The sequence below is a fragment of the Pseudomonas sp. S2_C11 genome, from assembly GCF_054668395.1.
Genome location: NZ_CP162765.1, coordinates 4,930,904 through 4,949,478, shown reverse-complemented (window position 1 = coordinate 4,949,478; position 18,575 = coordinate 4,930,904). Strand labels below are relative to the sequence as shown.

At 60.2% G+C, this 18,575-nt stretch carries 15 protein-coding genes and 3 pseudogenes; 7 read left to right on the top strand and 11 right to left on the bottom strand.

Annotated features, from left to right (window positions below):
* Positions 1–8 precede the first annotated feature (8 nt).
* The 3 genes from AB4N48_RS22265 to AB4N48_RS22255 are packed head-to-tail and all read right to left on the bottom strand — an operon-like array spanning position 9 to position 1,775.
* On the bottom strand, positions 9–284 hold the full coding sequence (locus AB4N48_RS22265; RefSeq protein ID WP_039756723.1) for a phosphopantetheine-binding protein: 276 nt from the start codon (positions 282–284) through the stop codon (positions 9–11).
* Positions 262–1,074 (bottom strand): lysophospholipid acyltransferase family protein, encoded by an 813-nt coding sequence (locus AB4N48_RS22260; RefSeq protein ID WP_041477597.1) that lies wholly within the window; start codon positions 1,072–1,074, stop codon positions 262–264. Before AB4N48_RS22260 ends, AB4N48_RS22265 begins: the two co-directional genes overlap by 23 nt.
* Complete coding sequence (locus AB4N48_RS22255) at positions 1,050–1,775, bottom strand: beta-ketoacyl synthase chain length factor (RefSeq protein WP_041477598.1); 726 nt, start codon at positions 1,773–1,775, stop codon at positions 1,050–1,052. The genes AB4N48_RS22260 and AB4N48_RS22255 overlap by 25 nt, the downstream gene beginning before the upstream one ends.
* Positions 1,776–2,131: 356 nt before the next feature.
* On the opposite strand from AB4N48_RS22255, the gene AB4N48_RS22250 reads away from it, so the two are divergent.
* Entirely contained in the window at positions 2,132–2,902 is a 771-nt protein-coding gene (locus AB4N48_RS22250; RefSeq protein WP_056787407.1) for a ParA family protein, read from the top strand.
* A gap of 130 nt (positions 2,903–3,032) precedes the next feature.
* Here the strand turns inward: AB4N48_RS22250 and trxC are convergent, their stop codons facing one another.
* The gene (gene trxC / locus AB4N48_RS22245) at positions 3,033–3,467 is read right to left on the bottom strand and encodes a thioredoxin TrxC (RefSeq protein WP_056787410.1); all 435 of its coding nucleotides are present in this window, start codon (positions 3,465–3,467) and stop codon (positions 3,033–3,035) included.
* 236 nt (positions 3,468–3,703) lie between these two features.
* Between trxC and mazE the strand changes: the two genes are divergently transcribed.
* Entirely contained in the window at positions 3,704–3,973 is a 270-nt protein-coding gene (gene mazE / locus AB4N48_RS22240; protein ID WP_008077592.1) for a type II toxin-antitoxin system antitoxin MazE, read from the top strand.
* Positions 3,973–4,335 carry a type II toxin-antitoxin system toxin MazF gene (gene mazF / locus AB4N48_RS22235; RefSeq protein ID WP_056787412.1) on the top strand — a complete coding sequence of 121 codons (363 nt, stop codon included), beginning with the start codon at positions 3,973–3,975 and terminating at the stop codon, positions 4,333–4,335. The genes mazE and mazF overlap by 1 nt, the downstream gene beginning before the upstream one ends.
* Before the next feature lie 5 nt (positions 4,336–4,340).
* Here the strand turns inward: mazF and selO are convergent, their stop codons facing one another.
* From selO to AB4N48_RS22210, 5 genes and pseudogenes are all read right to left on the bottom strand, one after another.
* Positions 4,341–5,804, bottom strand: a complete 1,464-nt coding sequence (gene selO, locus AB4N48_RS22230; protein ID WP_460094332.1) for a protein adenylyltransferase SelO — start codon at positions 5,802–5,804, stop codon at positions 4,341–4,343.
* 48 nt (positions 5,805–5,852) lie between these two features.
* The gene (gene mscK, locus AB4N48_RS22225; protein ID WP_095181005.1) at positions 5,853–9,206 is read right to left on the bottom strand and encodes a mechanosensitive channel MscK; all 3,354 of its coding nucleotides are present in this window, start codon (positions 9,204–9,206) and stop codon (positions 5,853–5,855) included.
* A gap of 34 nt (positions 9,207–9,240) precedes the next feature.
* Positions 9,241–10,983 (bottom strand): potassium/proton antiporter, encoded by a 1,743-nt coding sequence (locus AB4N48_RS22220; protein WP_041477603.1) that lies wholly within the window; start codon positions 10,981–10,983, stop codon positions 9,241–9,243.
* 315 nt (positions 10,984–11,298) lie between these two features.
* Positions 11,299–11,898: pseudogene (locus AB4N48_RS22215) on the bottom strand (methyl-accepting chemotaxis protein); the annotation flags it as partial.
* 303 nt (positions 11,899–12,201) lie between these two features.
* A pseudogene (locus AB4N48_RS22210) lies at positions 12,202–12,858 on the bottom strand (MCP four helix bundle domain-containing protein); the annotation flags it as partial.
* A 343-nt stretch (positions 12,859–13,201) separates the two neighbouring features.
* Between AB4N48_RS22210 and AB4N48_RS22205 the strand changes: the two are divergent.
* Together AB4N48_RS22205 and AB4N48_RS22200 are read left to right on the top strand one after the other, a co-directional pair.
* A complete protein-coding gene (locus AB4N48_RS22205) occupies positions 13,202–13,432 on the top strand; it encodes a hypothetical protein (RefSeq protein WP_016772015.1) in 231 nt (76 codons plus the stop codon).
* A complete protein-coding gene (locus AB4N48_RS22200) occupies positions 13,429–13,731 on the top strand; it encodes a cell division protein ZapA (protein ID WP_056787426.1) in 303 nt (100 codons plus the stop codon). The genes AB4N48_RS22205 and AB4N48_RS22200 overlap by 4 nt, the downstream gene beginning before the upstream one ends.
* Before the next feature lie 57 nt (positions 13,732–13,788).
* Here the strand turns inward: AB4N48_RS22200 and AB4N48_RS22195 are convergent, their stop codons facing one another.
* Positions 13,789–14,160 (bottom strand): hypothetical protein, encoded by a 372-nt coding sequence (locus AB4N48_RS22195; protein ID WP_056787429.1) that lies wholly within the window; start codon positions 14,158–14,160, stop codon positions 13,789–13,791.
* 252 nt (positions 14,161–14,412) lie between these two features.
* Here AB4N48_RS22195 and AB4N48_RS22190 point away from each other — a divergent pair.
* Together AB4N48_RS22190 and AB4N48_RS22185 are read left to right on the top strand one after the other, a co-directional pair.
* A pseudogene (locus AB4N48_RS22190) lies at positions 14,413–15,435 on the top strand (cache domain-containing protein); the annotation flags it as partial.
* Between the two features lie 69 nt (positions 15,436–15,504).
* Positions 15,505–16,350, top strand: coding sequence for a methyl-accepting chemotaxis protein (locus tag AB4N48_RS22185; protein WP_371857551.1), 846 nt, complete (start codon positions 15,505–15,507; stop codon positions 16,348–16,350).
* A gap of 202 nt (positions 16,351–16,552) precedes the next feature.
* On the opposite strand, the gene AB4N48_RS22180 is transcribed toward AB4N48_RS22185, so the two are convergent.
* On the bottom strand, positions 16,553–18,355 hold the full coding sequence (locus tag AB4N48_RS22180) for an acyl-CoA dehydrogenase (RefSeq protein ID WP_460094331.1): 1,803 nt from the start codon (positions 18,353–18,355) through the stop codon (positions 16,553–16,555).
* Positions 18,356–18,575: the final 220 nt, after the last annotated feature.

Genomic DNA, 18,575 nt, shown 5'->3' with positions numbered 1-18,575 from the left:
GTCCGGTCTCAAGCTGCCTGTTTTGCCGTGACGAATGCCGCAAGGCTGGCCACGTTGGTGAAATGGTTGCGGGTGTCCTTGGCATCGGCGTCGATCTTGATGCCGTATTTTTTCTGGATCGCCAGGCCCAGTTCCAGCGCGTCCACGGAGTCCAGGCCGAGGCCTTCGCCGAACAATGTCTGCTCGTCGCCGATGTCCTCGGGGCTGATGTCTTCCAGGCCCAAGGCGTCGATGATCAGCAGTTTGATGTCACGCACCAGGCTAGCGGTGTTCAGTTCGCTCATCTGCGGCGAGCTCCTTAATGAAATAGTCATGCAAATAATCGTTGAGCTTGCGCGAGGCCTGCGGTGCGGGGCCTTGCGCGGCGAAGGTCTGTGGGTCTATATCGGCCCCCACGCGAAAACTGAAGTGCACGCGGCGATGGGGGATGCGATACCACGGCTCGGCTTTGGTCAGGGTGGTCGGGCTGACCTTGATGATCACCGGGGTAACGATTTTCGCACCGCGCAGGGCAATTGCCGCCGCCCCCCGATGAAAGGCCGGCGCCTGCCCCGGCTGGGTGCGGGTGCCTTCGGGGAAGATGATCAGGGTCTGGCCGTCCTGCAATGACTGCGCGGCGGCGTCGAGCATGTCCATGCTGCCGTCGTTGCTGATGTACTCGGTGCGGCGCAGCGGGCCACGGGTGAACGGGTTTTCCCAGAGGGTTTTTTTCACCACGCAATTGGCGTGGCGCACCAGACCGATGAGAAACACCACATCGATCAGCGACGGGTGGTTGGCGATGATCATCTGCCCCGGGCGACCGAGGCGCTCGGCACCCTCAATGTCGTAAGTGAGCACGCCGGTGCGGGCCATGAAACGCACGAAAAACCAGAACAAGCGACTGACCGTACGCCGCGCGCGCAGGCGATGGACCAGCGCGTCACCGGGCAGGCAGCCGAGCAGCGGAAATACCAGAAGGCGCAGACACAGCCCGCCGAGCCCGAACAAGGCGAAGCTCGCAGCAGTGGCCAGCAGGCGCCAGTAGTAGGCGTCGCGGTGTTTGGCGGTCACGGGTTGCGATGCCAGGTCCATACACGATTTTTCCACGCATGTTGGCAGTCAGGTTGCTGGCCGAGCAGGGTTCGCAGCAGGTTGAGCGCGTGCGGCCAGTGCGCCTTTGACCGGGTTTCGGTGCTGCTGTTCAGGGTCAGCCGCCAGTCGGTACCGGGCGTGAGCAACAAGCCCAGCGCATAAGGGAACGGCACATCATCGACCCACTGCGAATACGCCTCGGGCGGCTGCTCTTCGGTGATCACCAGCAGCACCGCCGGGGCGCCTTCATCAAGCAGTGCCGCCGCTTCGAGCATGCCGTGTTCGAGGCCGTCGCCAGCAGCGGCGAGGGCGGTCATTTCGCTGGTTTCACCGCGCATGATCGACCACAAACCGATGATCGCGTTATGCACCGAGAGGCTGAACTGGGTCGGCGACAATGGCTGTTCGGTGGCCAGGTCGCGGAGTATTTCAAACGTGCGCGGGGTTTCGCCGTGCCGGGAGACGAACACCAGCGGCAGGTTGTCCCGGCCGTCGGCCAGCGGCCAGCCAACGCTGAAGGCCATCCGCGCCAGGCGGCTGAGGCGGCGGCGCTGCATGGCCGGCAGAAACGACACATCGGGCGCGGCATCACTGCTCTGCAGCACGACCGGTTGTCGGCTCCAGGCCTGCCAGGCGTCCACGCTGTCGAGCCCCGGGGCCCACGCGCGCCATTGGGCGATGTTGAAGTTGATCACGGACATTCATCCCGCCCCTGCGGGCTTTCGTTGACGCGTTGAGTCGCCAGCGCCGCAGCAGGCTTGGCTTGGCGCAGGGCGCCGGGTGGCGCGCATTATCCCGGTGCGACGGGTGTGTAGCAAATGTTGGTTACATTTTGCCCAACAAAATGTACCGAGCGGTTCGCTGTATGGCTATCACTTGGCCATTATCCAGATTTGACGCGGCGTGTCTGTCAGGTGTCTCCGTAATGGCTGGCGGTTTTTTCCATGCCTGGGCGTCGATTTTTACACCTGACGACGTAGTCCATGTCGGTGAAGGTAGCGAAGCGCGGTCACCGCCAACTACACTCGGTCATTCTTTGATACACGGAGGTTTGGTCATGCGGCGCGTGGTGTTCAATCAGAAAGGTGGCGTGGGCAAATCCAGCATCGCCTGCAATCTGGCGGCGGTCAGCGCCAGCGAGGGTTATCGCACGTTGTTGGTCGACCTCGATGCCCAGGCCAATTCCACTCAGTATCTGACCGGGCTCACCGGCGACGATATCCCGATGGGTATCGCTGACTTCTTCAAACAGACCCTGTCCTCCGGGCCGTTCTCGAAAAAGAATCAGGCGGACATCTACGAAACGCCGTTCGACAACCTGCACATCATTACCGCCACCGCCGAGCTGGCTGACCTGCAGCCCAAGCTCGAGGCGAAACACAAGATCAACAAGCTGCGCAAGTTGCTCGACGAATTGTCCGAGGATTACGACCGGATTTATCTGGATACCCCGCCGGCACTGAATTTCTACGCGGTATCGGCGCTGATTGCCGCAGATCGAGTGTTGATCCCCTTTGACTGCGACAGCTTTTCACGTCAGGCCCTGTATGGGCTGATCGCCGAGATCGAAGAGTTGAAGGATGACCACAACGAAGGATTGGAAGTCGAAGGCATTGTGGTCAATCAGTTTCAGGCGCGGGCCAGCCTGCCACAGCAGATGCTCGATGAGTTGATCGCCGAAGGCTTGCCGGTATTACCGGTGTACCTGAGCAGTTCGGTGCGCATGCGCGAGTCGCACCAGGCCAGCATGCCGCTGATCCACCTCGATCCACGGCACAAACTGACGCAGCAGTTTGTTGAACTGCACAATCTGCTGGAAGGCCACTGATTCCCCGACTCACACGCAAATCCTGTGGGAGCGAGCCTGCTCGCGAAGAGGCCGGCACATTCAACATCAGCGTTGAATGATCGGCCGCCTTCGCGAGCAGGCTCGCTCCCACAGGGTGGTCTGTGTTGGGTCAGATGCCTTGGCTACGCAGCCACGCCATCAACTGCGGCAATGGCAACGCACCGCTCTGCCGCGCCACTTCCCTGCCGTTTTTAAACAGAATCAGACTCGGAATCGAGCGAATCCCCAACTGCGCCGACAACTGCTGATTCGCTTCGCTGTCGAGCTTGGCCAGCCGGCACTTGCCCGCCAGCTGCGCCGCAGCCTGTTCGAACACCGGCGCAAACGACTTGCACGGCCCGCACCAGTCCGCCCAGACATCCACCAGTAACGGCAGATCGCCCTTGATCTGACTGGCGTAATCGCCTTGTTTGAGTTCGAAGGGTTTGCTCACCATCACCGCAGACTTGCAGCGTCCGCACTTGGGTTGATCGGCGAGACGCTCGGCTGGAATGCGGTTGACGCCATTGCAGGAGGGGCAGGGGATGAGGAGTGGGGTGGTCATGATTGGTTCTCTGATAGGCAGTCTATAGAACTGATTTGGAGTCGATCTGCCAACTTATCAATGTCGCAACTGCTCACATTTTTCTCAAAACAGTTCCGGGATCGATGGCTAGTCTGAAGACCAATTCGGCGTTTTACGCTTGTCGTGAGGAGATCGCTTTGTCTTTATTCGCGTGCTACTTTTGTTGCACTAATCCAGGAATCGATGATTCCTATGCATCAAATCGGAGCGACATAATGTCCGTAACTTCCAAGATACGCCGCCAAGGCGGCGCTGCCGTCATTACGATTCCGCCCACGCTTTTAAAGTTGTTGCATCTGGAGGTTGGCGCACAGCTAGAGCTGAATGTGGTCGATGGCGAACTGATTGCTCGTCCAGCCGTAGCCGCTACGCGTAAGCGTTATAGTTTGTCAGAGCTACTCGAAGGCGCAGAAGAATTGCAGAAACTTAACGCCCAGACTAGCGAGACCCTTGAAGGTGATTCTGTCGGCCGGGAGCTGGGTTGATGGTGCGCCGACAGCCCCCTCAGCGGGGTGACGTTTACTGGATTGATCCAAACCCAGTGGCGGGGCGGGAGATGATGAACAGACATCGCTTTGTGGTGATCACGCCCAGAGAGATCAACGCATTGGGCGTGAGCATGACGGTGCCTGTTACTAGCGGTGGGAATTTCAGCCGGTATATGGGTTTGGCGGTCGCCATTACTGGCCACGAAACCAATGGTGTAGCGGTGTGTAATCAGGTTCGCAGTTTTGACATAGAACAACGGGTACGAGACGGCACGGCCAAATTCATCGAGCGACTGGATGACGTGACAATGTCTGACATCGTCGACCGTGTAATCAGTGCAATCGACCCGCTAAGCTGAAGCGCCTACGAAGAACAACTGATCTCCAAATGCTTTCCCCACTCCGGTGGCCGCTCGGCGTAACCCTCCATCCCCGGCTGCTCCTCAAACGGTTTGCTCAGCACCGCATGCAGTCGGCGTACCTCGGCATAATCCCCTTGTTCCGCCGCATCAATAGCCTTTTGCGCCAGATAATTGCGCAGGATGTACAGCGGATTGACTGCATGCATCCGTGCGCGGCGTTGTGCCTGATCGGCATTGCCGTCGCGGCCGACCCGGGCGACGTAGCGTTTGCCCCAGGCATCGAAACCTTTGATATCGACAAAATCGTCGCGCAGGCGGGCGATGGCCTGTTCGGCTGACTCTTCACCGAGGCGGCGGAAGAACAGCGTGTAGTCGACGCCGCTGTTCTGCATCAGTTGCAGCAGGTTTTCCAGCAGTTGCTGATCGTCGTCCTCGGCGGTGGTGAAGCCGAAGCGGCGGCGCATCAGGTCGAGGTAGTGCGCCTGGAACAGCGGCAGGTACAAGCCGAGGGTTTCGCGCAGGGCCTCGACGCTGATGAACGGCGTCAGTGCCTGGGCGAGGGCGCTGAGGTTCCACTGCCCCACCGGCACCTGATTGCTGAACGAGTAGCGGCCCTGATCGTCGGAGTGGTTGCAGATGAAATGCGCGTCGAAGTCATCGAGGAAGGCGAACGGGCCGAAGTCGAAGGTGATGCCGAGGATCGACATGTTGTCGGTGTTCATCACGCCGTGGCAGAAGCCATAAGCCTGCCACTTGGCGATCAGCTCGGCGTTGCGCTCAACGATTTCGCGAAACATCGCCAGATACGGTTCCGGTTGTTCGAGGCATTCGGGGAAGTGCATCGCCAGCACATGCTCGCCGAGCTGTTTCTGCTGCTCGGGGCGCTTGGTGTAGTAGAAATATTCGAAGTGGCCGAAGCGGATGTGGCTCGGCGCCAGACGCAGCACCATCGCCGCGCGTTCCTGCTTTTCCCGCCAGACCGGCGTGTTGGAGCCGATCACGCAGGCGGCGCGCGAGGAGGGAATGTTCAGCGCTTGCAGCGCTTCGGAGGCGAGAAACTCGCGAATCGATGAGCGCAGCACCGCGCGACCATCGCCCATGCGTGAAAACGGCGTCTGCCCGGCGCCCTTGAGGTGCAGGTCCCAGTGCTCACCAGCGTTGTTGTACACCTCACCCAGCAGCAGCCCGCGCCCGTCACCCAGTTGCGGGGTATAACCGCCGAACTGATGCCCGGAATACACCATCGCCCGCGGCTCGGCATCGGCCCACAGCTTGTGGCCGCCAAACAGTTGCGCGAATTCTTCGGTGTCGGCGCTGGCCGCATCGAGATCAAGCAAGGCCAGAGCGGCCGGGCTGGCGACCACCAGACGCGGATTGTCGATCGGTTCGGGCAGCACGTGCGCGGAGAACGCGTCGCCCAGGCGGGCAAAGCGGTTGTCGAAAGTCAGTTCGTCGAGGGCTTTCACGGGCCGGCTCCAGCAGAATGTCCGAGCATTCTGCTGGGACCATGTCGGTTAGTCGAGTTTGCTCGGTGGCGGTTCCGGTAACGGTTTCTGCCCGTCGACGATCGGCACGATGGTTTTGTTCTCGGGCTCCACAGGCACCATCTTGTATTCCTGACCGTGGAGGTTCTTCAGATAAACCTCCATCTGTCGGAACGAGATGTTGATGTGCTGCTTCTTGAACTCGCGATTGATGAAGCGGTTGACCTCATCCAGCACCGGGTTGCGGTCACCGAGATCGCGCACATGCATGCGCAGTTCGTGGTCGAGGGTGCTTTCGCCGAAGTTGAGGAAGTACACGTGTGGCTCCGGTTCTTTGAGCACACGCGGGTTCTCCCGGGCCGCTTTGAGCAGCAGTTCCTTGACCAGGTCCAGATCCGAACCGTAATCGACGCCGAGTTTCAGCGTGACGCGGGTGATGGTGTCGGTCAGCGACCAGTTGATCAATTGCCCGGTGATGAACGTTTTGTTCGGGACAATGATGTCCTTGCGGTCGAAGTCGGTGATGGTTGTGGCGCGGATGCGGATCTTGCTCACCGTGCCCGACAGGTTGCCGATGGTGATGGTGTCGCCGATCCGCACCGGGCGTTCGAAGAGGATCATGATGCCGGAGATGAAGTTGGCGAAGATCTCCTGCATACCGAAACCGAGGCCCACCGACAGCGCTGCCACCAGCCATTGCAACTTGTCCCAACTGACGCCGAGGGTCGACAGGGTGGTGACAAAACCAACGCCGGCAATCACGTAGGACAGCAGCGTGGTTGTCGCATAAGCGCTGCCCTGGGCCAGATTGAGTTTGGACAGCACGAACACTTCGAGCAGGCCGGGCAAGTTGCGCGCCAGAGCGAAGGTGATACCGATGATGATCAGCGCGCCGAGCATGTCGCCGATGCTGATCGGCACCATGCTCATGTTGGCGCCGGTGCCGCTGGTGTATTCGTAAAGGGTGATGTTGTCCAGATACGAGAACACCGAAATCAGGTCCGACCAGACCCAGTACAGCGCCGCAATGAAGCCGCCGAGCAGGGCCAGGCGGATCAGACGCAGGGACTGTTCGTTGACCTTTTCGATGTCCAGGGTCGGCTCTTCGATCACCGCTTCGCCGTCGCCAGCTTCTTTTGCCGCCTGCCGTTTGGCCAGCGCGCGCTGGTAAGCCAGACGCCGCGCGGCAACGCTCAGGCCCCGTACGAAAGTGGCCTCGATCACTAGCCAGAACATCAGCAGGTACAGGGTGTTGATCAAACGGTCGCTGAGTTTCAGCGCGGTGTAGTAGTAGCCGAAACACACCGCAACAAACAGGGCGATCGGCAGCAGGGTGAACATCACTCCGACGGCTTTGCGGAACAGCGAAGCGTTCTGGTGCGTCGGGCTGCTGATCAGCAGGCGACTGAGTAGCCATGCCATCAAGGCGTAGCAGGTCAGTACCACCGGCATGCCGAGCACGTCATCGGCCAGCGCCGCCGGTTGCAACTCGGCGACGGCCACCACGGCCACCAGCGCCATGACCACAAGGCCCAATCGACGTACCCAGCCCTGAAGGAACTCGACCTGCGGTTTTTCCCAGCGGAAGTGCAATTCCGCCACGCCACCCGGCGCAAGAATCCGGTACGCGGTGTAGAACACCAGCCAGGCCTGGCCCATCTGCAAAAGCGCCGCGCCCATGTTGGCGTTCTGCCCGCGCGCGTCGATCTGCAGGGCCAGACCGCACAGCGCCAGACCCAGCGCCACCGGCATCGCCAACAGGATGTTGATCAGAATCGCCTGCGGCGTGTGCCACTGGCTGTCGCGCTTGAAGTGGCCGATGTCCTGGTGAACCTTGTTGAGTCGTCCGTACAGCGCTTTGCGTCGCCACAACAGGGCGCCGATCAGCAGCGCCAATGGCAGGAACAGCAAGGGACGCTGGGTCAGGCCGTCAGTCAGTTCGCTCAGACTCGACGCCCAGGGCAGGGTGTTGACCTGTCGCTCGAGACGCTCGGGCACGCCGCGCATCCATTCCACGTCCAGCGGCTTGTTGCTGGGGATCCAGAACATCTGTTCGTCGAGGGTCGCGCGCAGGCTTTGCGCGGTGCTCAGCAATTGTTTCTGGTTGAGCTGCAGGGTGATCGATTCATTGAGCATCGCGCTCAACTCGCGGTTCAGCCGCTCGAGCAGATCAGCACGGGTGTTGGCCAGATCGAGCAGGCTTTTGCGCAGTTGCGGGGTGACCTGCTCTGGCGGCTGCGTGGCCAGCAGATTGTCGACATAGGTCGCCGGATTGCTCAACAGCTCCCGCTGCTGGCTGACATCGAACTGATACAGGCGAATATCGGCAATCTGGTCGGCGAGGTCGCGGTCGACCTTCAAGTGCGGCAGCGCCTGCTTCTGTTTGTAGAGAATTTTCGACAGCAGCAGGCTGCCCTTGAGCACGCTGATCTGTTCGTCCAGTGCCGAATCGCTCTGGGTCAGGGTGTCGAGTTGCTGTTTGGTCTGCAGGTTCTGCTGCGTGACTTCGTTGAGACGGTCGGTGCTCTTGAGCAAATAGTCGGAAAGCTTGAGATTGGTCGCGCTCTCGCTCGCCAGCAGGCTGCTGCCGCCGGCCTTCTGCGCTTCGATCGATTGCTGGGTAACGGTTTCCTGCGACTGCGCCAGACGTTTCTGGTTGATCAGGGTTTGCAGTTCCTGGATCTCGCGGTCGAGGCGATCGGATTTCTCCGAGAGCAAGTCATGCTGAGCGTTGCCCAGATCCTGCAACTGGGTGTTGCCAGCCAGTTCCTGGCGGCGCAGCGGAATCAGCGCATTGAGTGCGGCCAGTTCGGCGTTCAACTGGTCGCGCTGTTCGGCGGTGACCGTTTTGCCCGTGTCCTTGCCGGATTTGAGGATGGTGTTGATCTGCTGGATGCGCGTCTGGCTGGCGGAAATCTCCGCCTGCGCACGCTCGGGGCGAGTCTGCGCGGTGATGATCAGACTGTTGGCTTCGGCCAGGGCTTTTTGCAGATCGCTTTGCTGGGTCGAGCGATCGGTGAGGATCTGCTCCAGTTGCTGGATCGACTCTTTCGGAAAACGTTGCGCTACCGGCACCGGTGCGGTGGCCTTGAGGCGGCTCAGTTCGCGGGTATTTTCAATCGTCTGCTTCGGCGCGTTGGCCAGCTGACGCTTGAGATCGATCAGCTTCTGCTCGTAATCACGCTGGTTGTTCAGTTGATTGAGGGTGTTCTGCAGGACGGTCTGCAGGGTCTTCTTGTCGGCGTCCGGCAGTTTGCTGTCAGCCAGCTTGTCGAGGCTGGCCTGCACGGCATCGCTGGACGGTGGTTCGGCAGCATGCAGCGGGCCGACGACAAGACTGAGGCCCAGCAGGGCCGCGGCGAAAAAGGAGCGCAGGGTAGGCATAGAGACCGGTCAAGCAAGTGAGAGTGGAAGCAGTTTAGAGGAAGAGTCCGGGGCCCGGGCGACTTCCTTCGGGGAATCTGACGCCCACTTTGCCGATCTTGTTCCCGTCCATGACCGCAACCGTCCAGTGGGTGTTGTTCCACTCCACCTGGTCGCCGACGATGGGGGCGCCCCCGACTTTCTGGGCGATGAACGCGCCCAGGGTCATGTCCGGATCGATGCCTTCGGCCGGCAAGCCATACAGCGCTGCAACCGCTTTAAGCTGGGCGTCTCCTTCGAGTACGAAGTCGCCGAAGAAGCGCAAATCGAGGCCACGTTGCGGCGCCTGGCTGAACAGTTTGCCGAGGGCCGACAAGTTGTGTTCATGACCAATAACACACAGCAAATCATCGACTTCCAGCACCGTACTACCCGACGGATGGAGCAGTTGCTGGCCACGAAACAGCGCCGCGATGCGTGTGCCCTCGGGCATTTTCAGCTCGCGCAGCGGCGAACCGATGCACCATTTCTCCGCGCCGAGCTTGTAAACGAACAGTTCCCACTCGCTGGTGACGTGCACTTCCAGTGCCGCCCGGGATATCGGCGCGGGTTCTGGCGGAACGGTCACCTTGAGCAATTTGGCCACCCACGGCAGGCTCGTGCCTTGCACTAGCAGCGACACCAGTACGATGAAGAAGGCCAGGTTGAAATACAGCTGCGCTTGCGGCAGCCCGGCCATCAGCGGGAACACCGCGAGAATGATCGGCACCGCGCCGCGCAGGCCGACCCAGGAAATAAAGGCTTTTTCACGACCATGGAAAGCCTTGAACGGCAGCAGGCCGACCATCACCGACAGCGGCCGCGCGAACAGGATCATCCACAGCGCCAGACCGAGGGCGGGCAGGGCGATCGGCAGCAGATCGTGGGGCGTGACCAGCAGGCCCAGCACGAGGAACATGCCGATCTGCGCCAGCCAGGCCATGCCGTCGAGCATGTGCAGAATGCCGTGGCGGCTACGCACCGGGCGGTTGCCGATCACCAGACCGCACAGGTACACGGCGAGAAAACCACTGCCGTGCAAGGCGTTGGTCAGCGCGAACACCACCAGACCGCCAGCGATGATCAGAATCGGATAGAGCCCGGCCGCGAGATTGATGCGGTTGACCAGTTGCAGCATCACCCAGCCGCCGCCCAGACCGATCACACCACCGATGCCGAACTCGCGGATCAGGTGGGTCAGCAGACTCCAGTGCAGGCCGGTTTCGCCGCTGGCGAGCATGTCGATCAGGGTCACGGTGAGAAACACCGCCATCGGGTCGTTGCTGCCGGATTCGATTTCCAGACTGGCGCTGACCCGTTCGTTGAGGCCTTTACCGCCGAGCAGCGAGAACACCGCAGCGGCGTCGGTCGAGCCGACGATGGCGCCGATCAGCAGGCCCTGAATCAGATTGAGGTCGAACAGCCACGCAGCGGCCATGCCGGTCAGCCCGGTGGTGATCAACACCCCGACCGTGGCCAGCGACAGCGCCGGCCATAACGCCACGCGGAAACTCGATACCCGTGTACGCAAGCCGCCGTCGAGCAGGATCACTGCAAGGGCGAGGTTGCCGACCAGATAGGCCGTCGGGTAGTTATCGAAAATGATCCCGCCACCATCGACCCCGGCAGCCATGCCGACCGCGAGGATGATGACCAGAATCGGAATGCCGAGACGTGAAGAAAGAGAACTGACAAGAATGCTTGCGCCTACCAGCAACGCGCCGATCAAGAACAGGCTGTTGATGGTCGTCGCATTCAAAGGCAGTACTCCAGAAGCGTAAAGACGGGGGCACAAACTGACCATGCAGTCTGCGTGCCAGCGATTCTAACCTGTTGAAATGTGATGCTGTCAAAAAGGTTTTCAGGGTGCATCAGGTTTTGCGGCAGGCGGAGGATTGCGGCCCTCACCCTAGCCCTCTCCCGGAGGGGAGAGGGGACTGACCGAGGTGTTTGTGCAGGTTACACCGACTTGCAATATCGAGCCGAACTCAAAATCTGAAAGGCCCTCAATCTGCTCCCTTTCCCCCTCGCTCCCTTGGGGGAGAGGGCTGGGGTGAGGGGGTAGCCTTTGATCTTAGAGGCTGAACCGCCCAACCATGTTGTTCAGATCCAGCGCCAGGCGCGACAGCTCATTGCTCGCCGCGCTGGTCTGATTGGCGCCGGTTGCCGACTGCACCGACAGATCGCGGATGTTGACAAGATTGCGATCGACTTCCCGCGCCACCTGCGCCTGCTCTTCGGCAGCGCTGGCGATGACCAGGTTGCGCTCGTTGATTTCGACGATGGCGCTGTTGATCGTGTCCAGCGACATCCCGGCGCCACGGGCGATGTTGAGCGTCGACTCGGCGCGCTCGGTGCTGTTGCGCATCGAATCCACGGCATGCTCGGTGCCGCTCTGGATGCTGCCGATCATGCGCTCGATTTCGCTGGTCGACTGCTGGGTGCGATGGGCCAGTGCGCGCACTTCGTCCGCCACCACGGCAAAACCACGACCGGCCTCACCGGCACGGGCCGCTTCGATCGCTGCGTTCAATGCCAGCAGGTTGGTCTGGTCGGCGAGGCCACGGATCACGTCGAGCACCTTGCCGATGTCGCGGGATTCATTGGCCAGGTCGCCGATCAGCGACGCGGTGCTCTGCACATCGGCGCTCATGCGTTCGATGGCGCTGACGGTTTCCTGCACCAGATCACGACCGTCGCCCGCCGAAGTGGTGGCGTTTTTCGAGGCTTCCGAAGTGCTGACCGCGTTGCGCGCGACTTCTTCGACGGCGCTGGTCATCTCATTCACGGCAGTGGCCGCCTGCTCGATTTCGTTGTTCTGCTGGGTCAGGCCGCGAGCACTTTCATCGGTGACGCTGTTCAGCTCTTCTGCGGCAGACGCAAGCTGTGTGGCCGAACCGGAGATGCGCTGCAGGGTATCGCGCAGCTTCGATTGCATCTTCGCCATCGCCGCCAGCAGGCGCCCGGCTTCATCTTCGCCATCGACATGGATCGGCTGGGTCAGGTTGCCTTCGGCGATGGTTTCCGCCGCCTCCAGTGCCTTGGAAATCGGCTTGGTAATGCTCACGGTCAGCAACCAGGCGAACAGCAGGGTCAGGCCGCTGGCGATCACCAGCAAGGTCACCACCAGATTGAACGACATCGAATACTGATCCTTCGCGCCCTGGTCGGTTTCGGCGATCTGCTGGGTGTTGATCTCCAGCAAGCGCGCCAGCGCGGTATTCACCGCTTCCGAATTGCTCAGCAAATCGCTGTTGAGCATCTGCCGCAACTCGTCGATCTGATTGTTGCGCGACAGGGTTTTCATCCGCTCTTCGAGCTGACGGTACTGCGCCAGCAATTGCACGTACTGATCGTACGCCGCACGTTCCTGCGGGCCTTCGATCAGTGGCTCGTATGCGCGTTGCGCATCGGCGATCTGGCGATTGCGCAGGTCGAACAGTTCCATGGTTTTCTGCTGCACGTCGGGTTCGCGGTTGATCAGCAAACGATAGGAGAGCACGCGCAGGCGCAGGGTCAGTTGGGTGAATTCGTCCAGAGCCTTGATCGACGGCACGCTGGCGGTGGCGATGTCTTCGCCGGCCGCGCGGATCTTGCTCATCTGGTTCAGCGCAAACACGCCGAGGATCAACATCAGGCCGCCGATCAGGGCGAAGCCGGTGAACGCCCGTGGGGCGATGTTCATATTGCGAAGGGACATGGGCGGATACCGAAAAGGGCCGCATCCATGCGGGCTGAGACTGCTGTATGGGTGACTTATCGGTCATACGACTAAAGTCTTGAGGTGGTGTGCGTATTTGTCGCAGACAGGCTTGAGCGACGAAGTGCAGGAACCAGATCGACCAATCACAGTCTTTTAAACTCGCGAGAAGCTTCGCCACCCAGGAAAATCAAGGCCTTGCGCCGGTTTAACCCTGGCATCCGTGGTGACTTTTCTTTATCGTACGCGCCCTTTGAAAAACGCTTGGAAGATCAAAATGTTGGAAGCATCCCTCAGCCAATTGGAACAGCTCGTCAGCGACCTGGTGCAACAGAACCAGACCCTGCTGCAGACCAACCAGACTCTGTCCACGGAACTGGCCCAGGCCAAGGATGAAAACGAAAACCTGCAACTGAACCTGATGGAGCAGGAAGAAAAACACGGCGCCACCGCCGCGCGCATCCAGGCGCTGGTTGATCGCGTCAATGCCGGTCCTGTCAGCGCATGAACCACGGCACAGCAGGGGTAAAAGTCATCTCCATTCTCGGCGAGGACTATTCGATCAAGGCACCGGCCGGGGAAGAACAGACCCTGTTGGACGCGGCGATGATGCTCAAGGCCGCGCTGGAAGACACCAAGCGCAAATACCCGACGCTGATCGGTGACCGTTTGCTGGTGCTGGCGGCGATGAATCTGTGCTCGCAGCAGATCGAAATGAAGAAACAGCACCAGGAAGAACTCGACCGTTATCAAGAGCAAGTCAGCGCCACGGTCGACACCATTGCCAAGACGATCAGTCAGGGTTGACTCGCTTTTCGCAGCGCCTCGGTACATTGAGGCGCTGAACATGCTGAGGTCTTGTTGCTATGAGGCTTGGAGTATTGGCTGCCAGTAGACTTTTGTTGTCCATTCTCCATCGGATTGCTTGATGAACTCTGAGTGGGAAACTCTATAGGTAGTATTTTCGATCGTCACTTCATCACCCTTGGAAAGCAGGTAGATATATTCTGCCGACGGAATTGGCTGAACTGTGCTGTACGTCGTGCCTGCGAGGGTGGTGATCGTAATTTTGTAATGGATTACCGGGAAAACCATGACCTCGGTGAAGTGCCTGCGAATAATCATCGATTGAGAAGTCGAGCTCCCGACAAAGTCGCCAATGAGCGCCGATTTAACAAACGTATCGTTGTCAGCCATTGCCTGAACAAAATTCTCTCGTGGACCGGTGTCAGTCATGTTCTTTCTCCTGCGATGGACGGCTTGGATCTGCGACGCGGATGCTTGTCACAGACGTGAAACCGCGAATCTAAGCCACCCGATGCAAGTTGTAACCTGTCAGACTTGACAGTGAATCCCTCGATATAACGGCCAGCTTCTTGCTTGTAAGGATACGGCTGTACCGAAGGTTGTGTTTTATTCTGATGCTCTTTGTATACAATCGGCACGGCTGTTGCAGTGGTTCAGGCTCTTATTCTTCGGGGGTGCTCCATGCAGTGGTGGCGACGCAGTATTCAGTGGCAGTTGATTCTCGGCATGGGCACGGCCCTGCTGATCAGCATCGTGATCGTGGTTGGCATTTATACCCTGGTGGTCAACCGCCTCGCCCAGAGCTATCTGGTCGAACAAGCGCTGCCGTCGAGCATTGAAGCGACGCGCAACGATATCGAACGCATCCTCGTGCAACCGCTCACCGCCGCCAAGGACATCGCCAGCAACACCATGGTGCGTGACTGGCTGGCGACAGGCGAGGACAGCAGCAAAACCGCGCTCTTTGCGCAGTATCTGGAAGGCATCCGCGCCGAACACAAGGCCTTCACTGCGCTGATCATCGGCATCGAATCCAATCACTACATCACCGAAAAAGGCCTCGATCGCACCCTCAGTCGCGCGAAACCGGCCGACGCCTGGTTCTATTCCTTCCTCGACAGCAATCAGCCGCGCACCCTCAATATCGACAACGACGGCGCCACTGGCGAGCTGGCCCTGTTCATCGATCTGAAGGTCGAGCAGGCCGGTAAAGTTGTCGGTGTCGCCGGGCTTGGGCTGAGCATGAAAGAGCTGTCGGAGCTGATTCACAACTTCAATTTCGGCGAGCGCGGCAAGGTCTATCTCGTGCGTTCCGACGGTCTGATTCAGGTCCATCCTGAGGCGCAGTTCAGCGGCAAACGCACCTTGACCGAGCAGATCGGTGCCAACGCGGCGCAAGCGCTGATGGGGCACAAATCCGCAGTGAACAGCAGCTTCCAGCGCGAGGGTGAAGACTTCCTCGCTTTCAGCCTGCCGCTGCGCGATCTCGGCTGGACCCTGGTGGCCGAAGTGCCGCAGTCGCAGATCTACGCCGAAGCACGGAAAGCGATGTGGATGAGTGGCGGCATCGGTCTGGTGGTGGCGCTGGTCTGCCTGGCGTTGGTGGTGTGGCTGGCGCAGGGGCTGGTGCGACCGATTCGACAAGTAACACGGGCGCTGGTGGCCATCGGTAGCGGTGGTGGAGATTTGACCCACCGGTTAGATTCCAGCCGTGCCGATGAGCTGGGCGACCTGGCGCGCGGCTTCAACCGTTTCCTCGACAGCCAGCGCGCAATGATCGGTGAAGTGCTGACCACCAGCGAGCGCCTGCGCACAGCCGTAGGGCAAGTGGCTACGGTGGTGGACAACACCGCCGAGCGTTCCGGCCGGCAGCAGGAAATGACCGACATGGTAGCCACCGCCGTCCACGAAATGGGCCTGACCGTGCAGGAAATCGCGCAGAACGCTGGCAACGCCGCGCTTGCCTCGCAAACCGCGCGCGATGAGGCGTTACAGGCACGGGAAGTGGTCGGTGGCTCGATCCGTCATATCGAAAGCATGTCCGATGAGATCGGCTTAGCGGCGGGCGCAGTGGGTGAGCTGGCGCAGCAAGTGGCGTCGATCGATTCGGTGCTGGCGGTGATTCGTGGCGTTTCCGAACAGACCAATCTGCTCGCACTCAACGCCGCCATCGAAGCCGCCCGCGCTGGCGACATGGGCCGTGGCTTCGCGGTGGTCGCCGATGAAGTGCGCACCCTCGCGCGCCGAACCCAGGCCTCGACCGACGAAATTCAATTGATGATCGGCAGCCTCAAGCAAGGCGCGGAAAACGCCGTGTCGTCGATGCGCACCGGTCAGGCTGCAACCGGGACCGGGGTTGAATCGAGCCAGCGTACCGGCGCGTCACTGACGGCGATCACCGGTCAGGTCGAGCGCATCAGCGATATGAACCATCAGGTAGCGACGGCAACCGAAGAGCAGTCCGCGGTGACTGAAGAGATCAACCGCAACGTGCAGGGGATTTCCGATCTGGCACGGGCGACGGCGGGGGAGGTTCGTGCGTGTCGTGAGGATTGTCAGATGTTGCAGCGGCTGGCGGATGATCTGGCGCGGCAGATGGGTGGGTTCAAACTGAGTTGAGTATCAGACCTGAAAAGCCCCTCACCCTAGCCCTCTCCCGGAGGGGAGAGGGGACTGACCGAGGCGTCTATCGCTATACGTCGACCTGAAAACACCAGTCGATTATGGATCCGGCAAGGCCCTTTCAGGTCGGCGTACTTCTTGAATATCCCCCATTCGGCCCCCTCTCCCTCCGGGAGAGGGCTGGGGTGAGGGTAGCGTTTCAGAACCACGCATCCCGCATCCCCAGACACGTATCATCCCGCGCCTCCAGCAAGTCCAGCTCATGCTGGCAACCCGGCACTTCCCATGTCAGGAAATACCGCGCCGCCTGCAACTTGCCCTTATAGAAGTCGACATCCGCCGCATTCCCTTTGGCCAGGCCTTCTTCGGCGCGAATCGCCTGCTCCAGCCAGCGCCAACCGATCACTGCGTGACCGAACACTTTCAGGTACAGCGCCGAGTTCGCCAGGCTGCTGTTGACCTTGCCTTGGGCCAGATCGGTGAGCAGGCCGATGGTCACGGTTTGCAGGCGGGCCACGAGTTTTTCCAGTGGTTCGCGCAGTGCGCTCAGCGAGTCGTATGCAGTGGCACGTTCGGCCGTGTTGGCGATCAATCGAATCAACTGCTTGAGACCGGCCCCACCGTTCTGCGCCAGTTTGCGCCCAAGCAGATCCAGCGACTGGATGCCGTGGGTGCCTTCGTGGATCGGATTCAAGCGGTTGTCGCGATAGTACTGCTCCACCGGGTACTCACGGGTGTAGCCGTGGCCGCCAAGAATCTGGATCGCCAGTTCGTTGGCCTTCAGGCAAAACTCCGAAGGCCAGGATTTGACGATCGGTGTCAGCAAGTCCAGCAGCTCATGAGCCTGTTTGCGTTCGGCTTCGGTTTCCAGCGTGGTGGTGTCATCGAACAACCGCGCGGCATACAGGCCGAGGTCAAACGCACCTTCGACGTAGGATTTCTGCGTCAGCAGCATGCGTCTGACGTCCGCGTGCTGAATGATCGCCACCGGCGCAGTGGTCGGATCCTTGCTGTCCGGCACCCGGCCCTGCGGCCGCTCACGCGCATATTCCAGTGAATACAGGTAACCGGCATAGCCGAGCATCACCGCGCCCATGCCGACGCCGATTCGCGCTTCGTTCATCATCTGGAACATGTAGCTCAAACCATGGTGCGGTTTGCCCACCAGATAGCCGACGCACTCGCCGTTATCGCCGAAGTTCAGCGCCGTCGATGTGGTGCCGCGCCAGCCCATCTTGTGGAACAAGCCGGCGAGCAGCACGTCGTTGCGCTGGCCGAGGCTGCCGTCGTCGTTGACCAGAAACTTCGGCACGATAAACAGCGAAATACCTTTCACCCCCGGCGGTGCGTCCGGCAGTTTGGCGAGCACCATGTGTACGATGTTTTCCGACAGCGGATGATCGCCGCCGGAAATGAAGATCTTGTTGCCCTTCAGGCGATAGGTGCCGTCGGACGCAGGCTCGGCGCGGGTACGAATGTCCGACAGCGATGAACCGGCATGGGGCTCGGTCAGGGCCATGGTGCCGAAGAAACGTCCGTCGATCATCGGTTGCAGGAAGCGCTGTTTCTGCTCTTCGCTGCCAAAGCTCTCGATCAGATTGGCCGCGCCCATGGTCAGGAACGGGTACGACGTCGACGCTGCGTTGGCGGACTGAAAGTGCGCGAAGCAGGCTTGCGACAGCAGGGTCGGCAATTGCATACCGCCGGCGTCGAAACTGCGCGCTGCGTTAAGGAATCCGGCCTCAAGGAAGGCATCCACCGCCGGTTTCACTTCAGGAATCAGGATCGCCTTACCATCCTCGTAGCGCGGCTCGTTCTCGTCGCCCTTGCGGTTGTGCGGGGCGAAATACTTCTCGGCGATATTGCGCGCGGTGCCGATGGCGGCGTCGAAGGTCTCGCGATTGTGCTCGGCAAAGCGCTCGCGCCGGGTCAGGCCCTCGGCATCGAGGACTTCGTACAGCTCGAAAGCCAGATTGCGGGAACTGAGCAGCGTCTCGGACATGGCGGCCTACCTGGAAATTGGGGTTGGGCCGAGTCTAAGTCGGTGGAATAGAGGCTGGATAGGATGATTGATGAGAGTGATGCAGAAGCAAAAGATCGCAGCCTTCGGCAGCTCCTACATTTGGAATGCGTTTCCCTGTAGGAGCTGCCGAAGGCTGCGATCTTTTGATCTTCTGTGGAAGCGAGCCTGCTCGCGAAAGCGGTGGTTCAGGCAACATTGA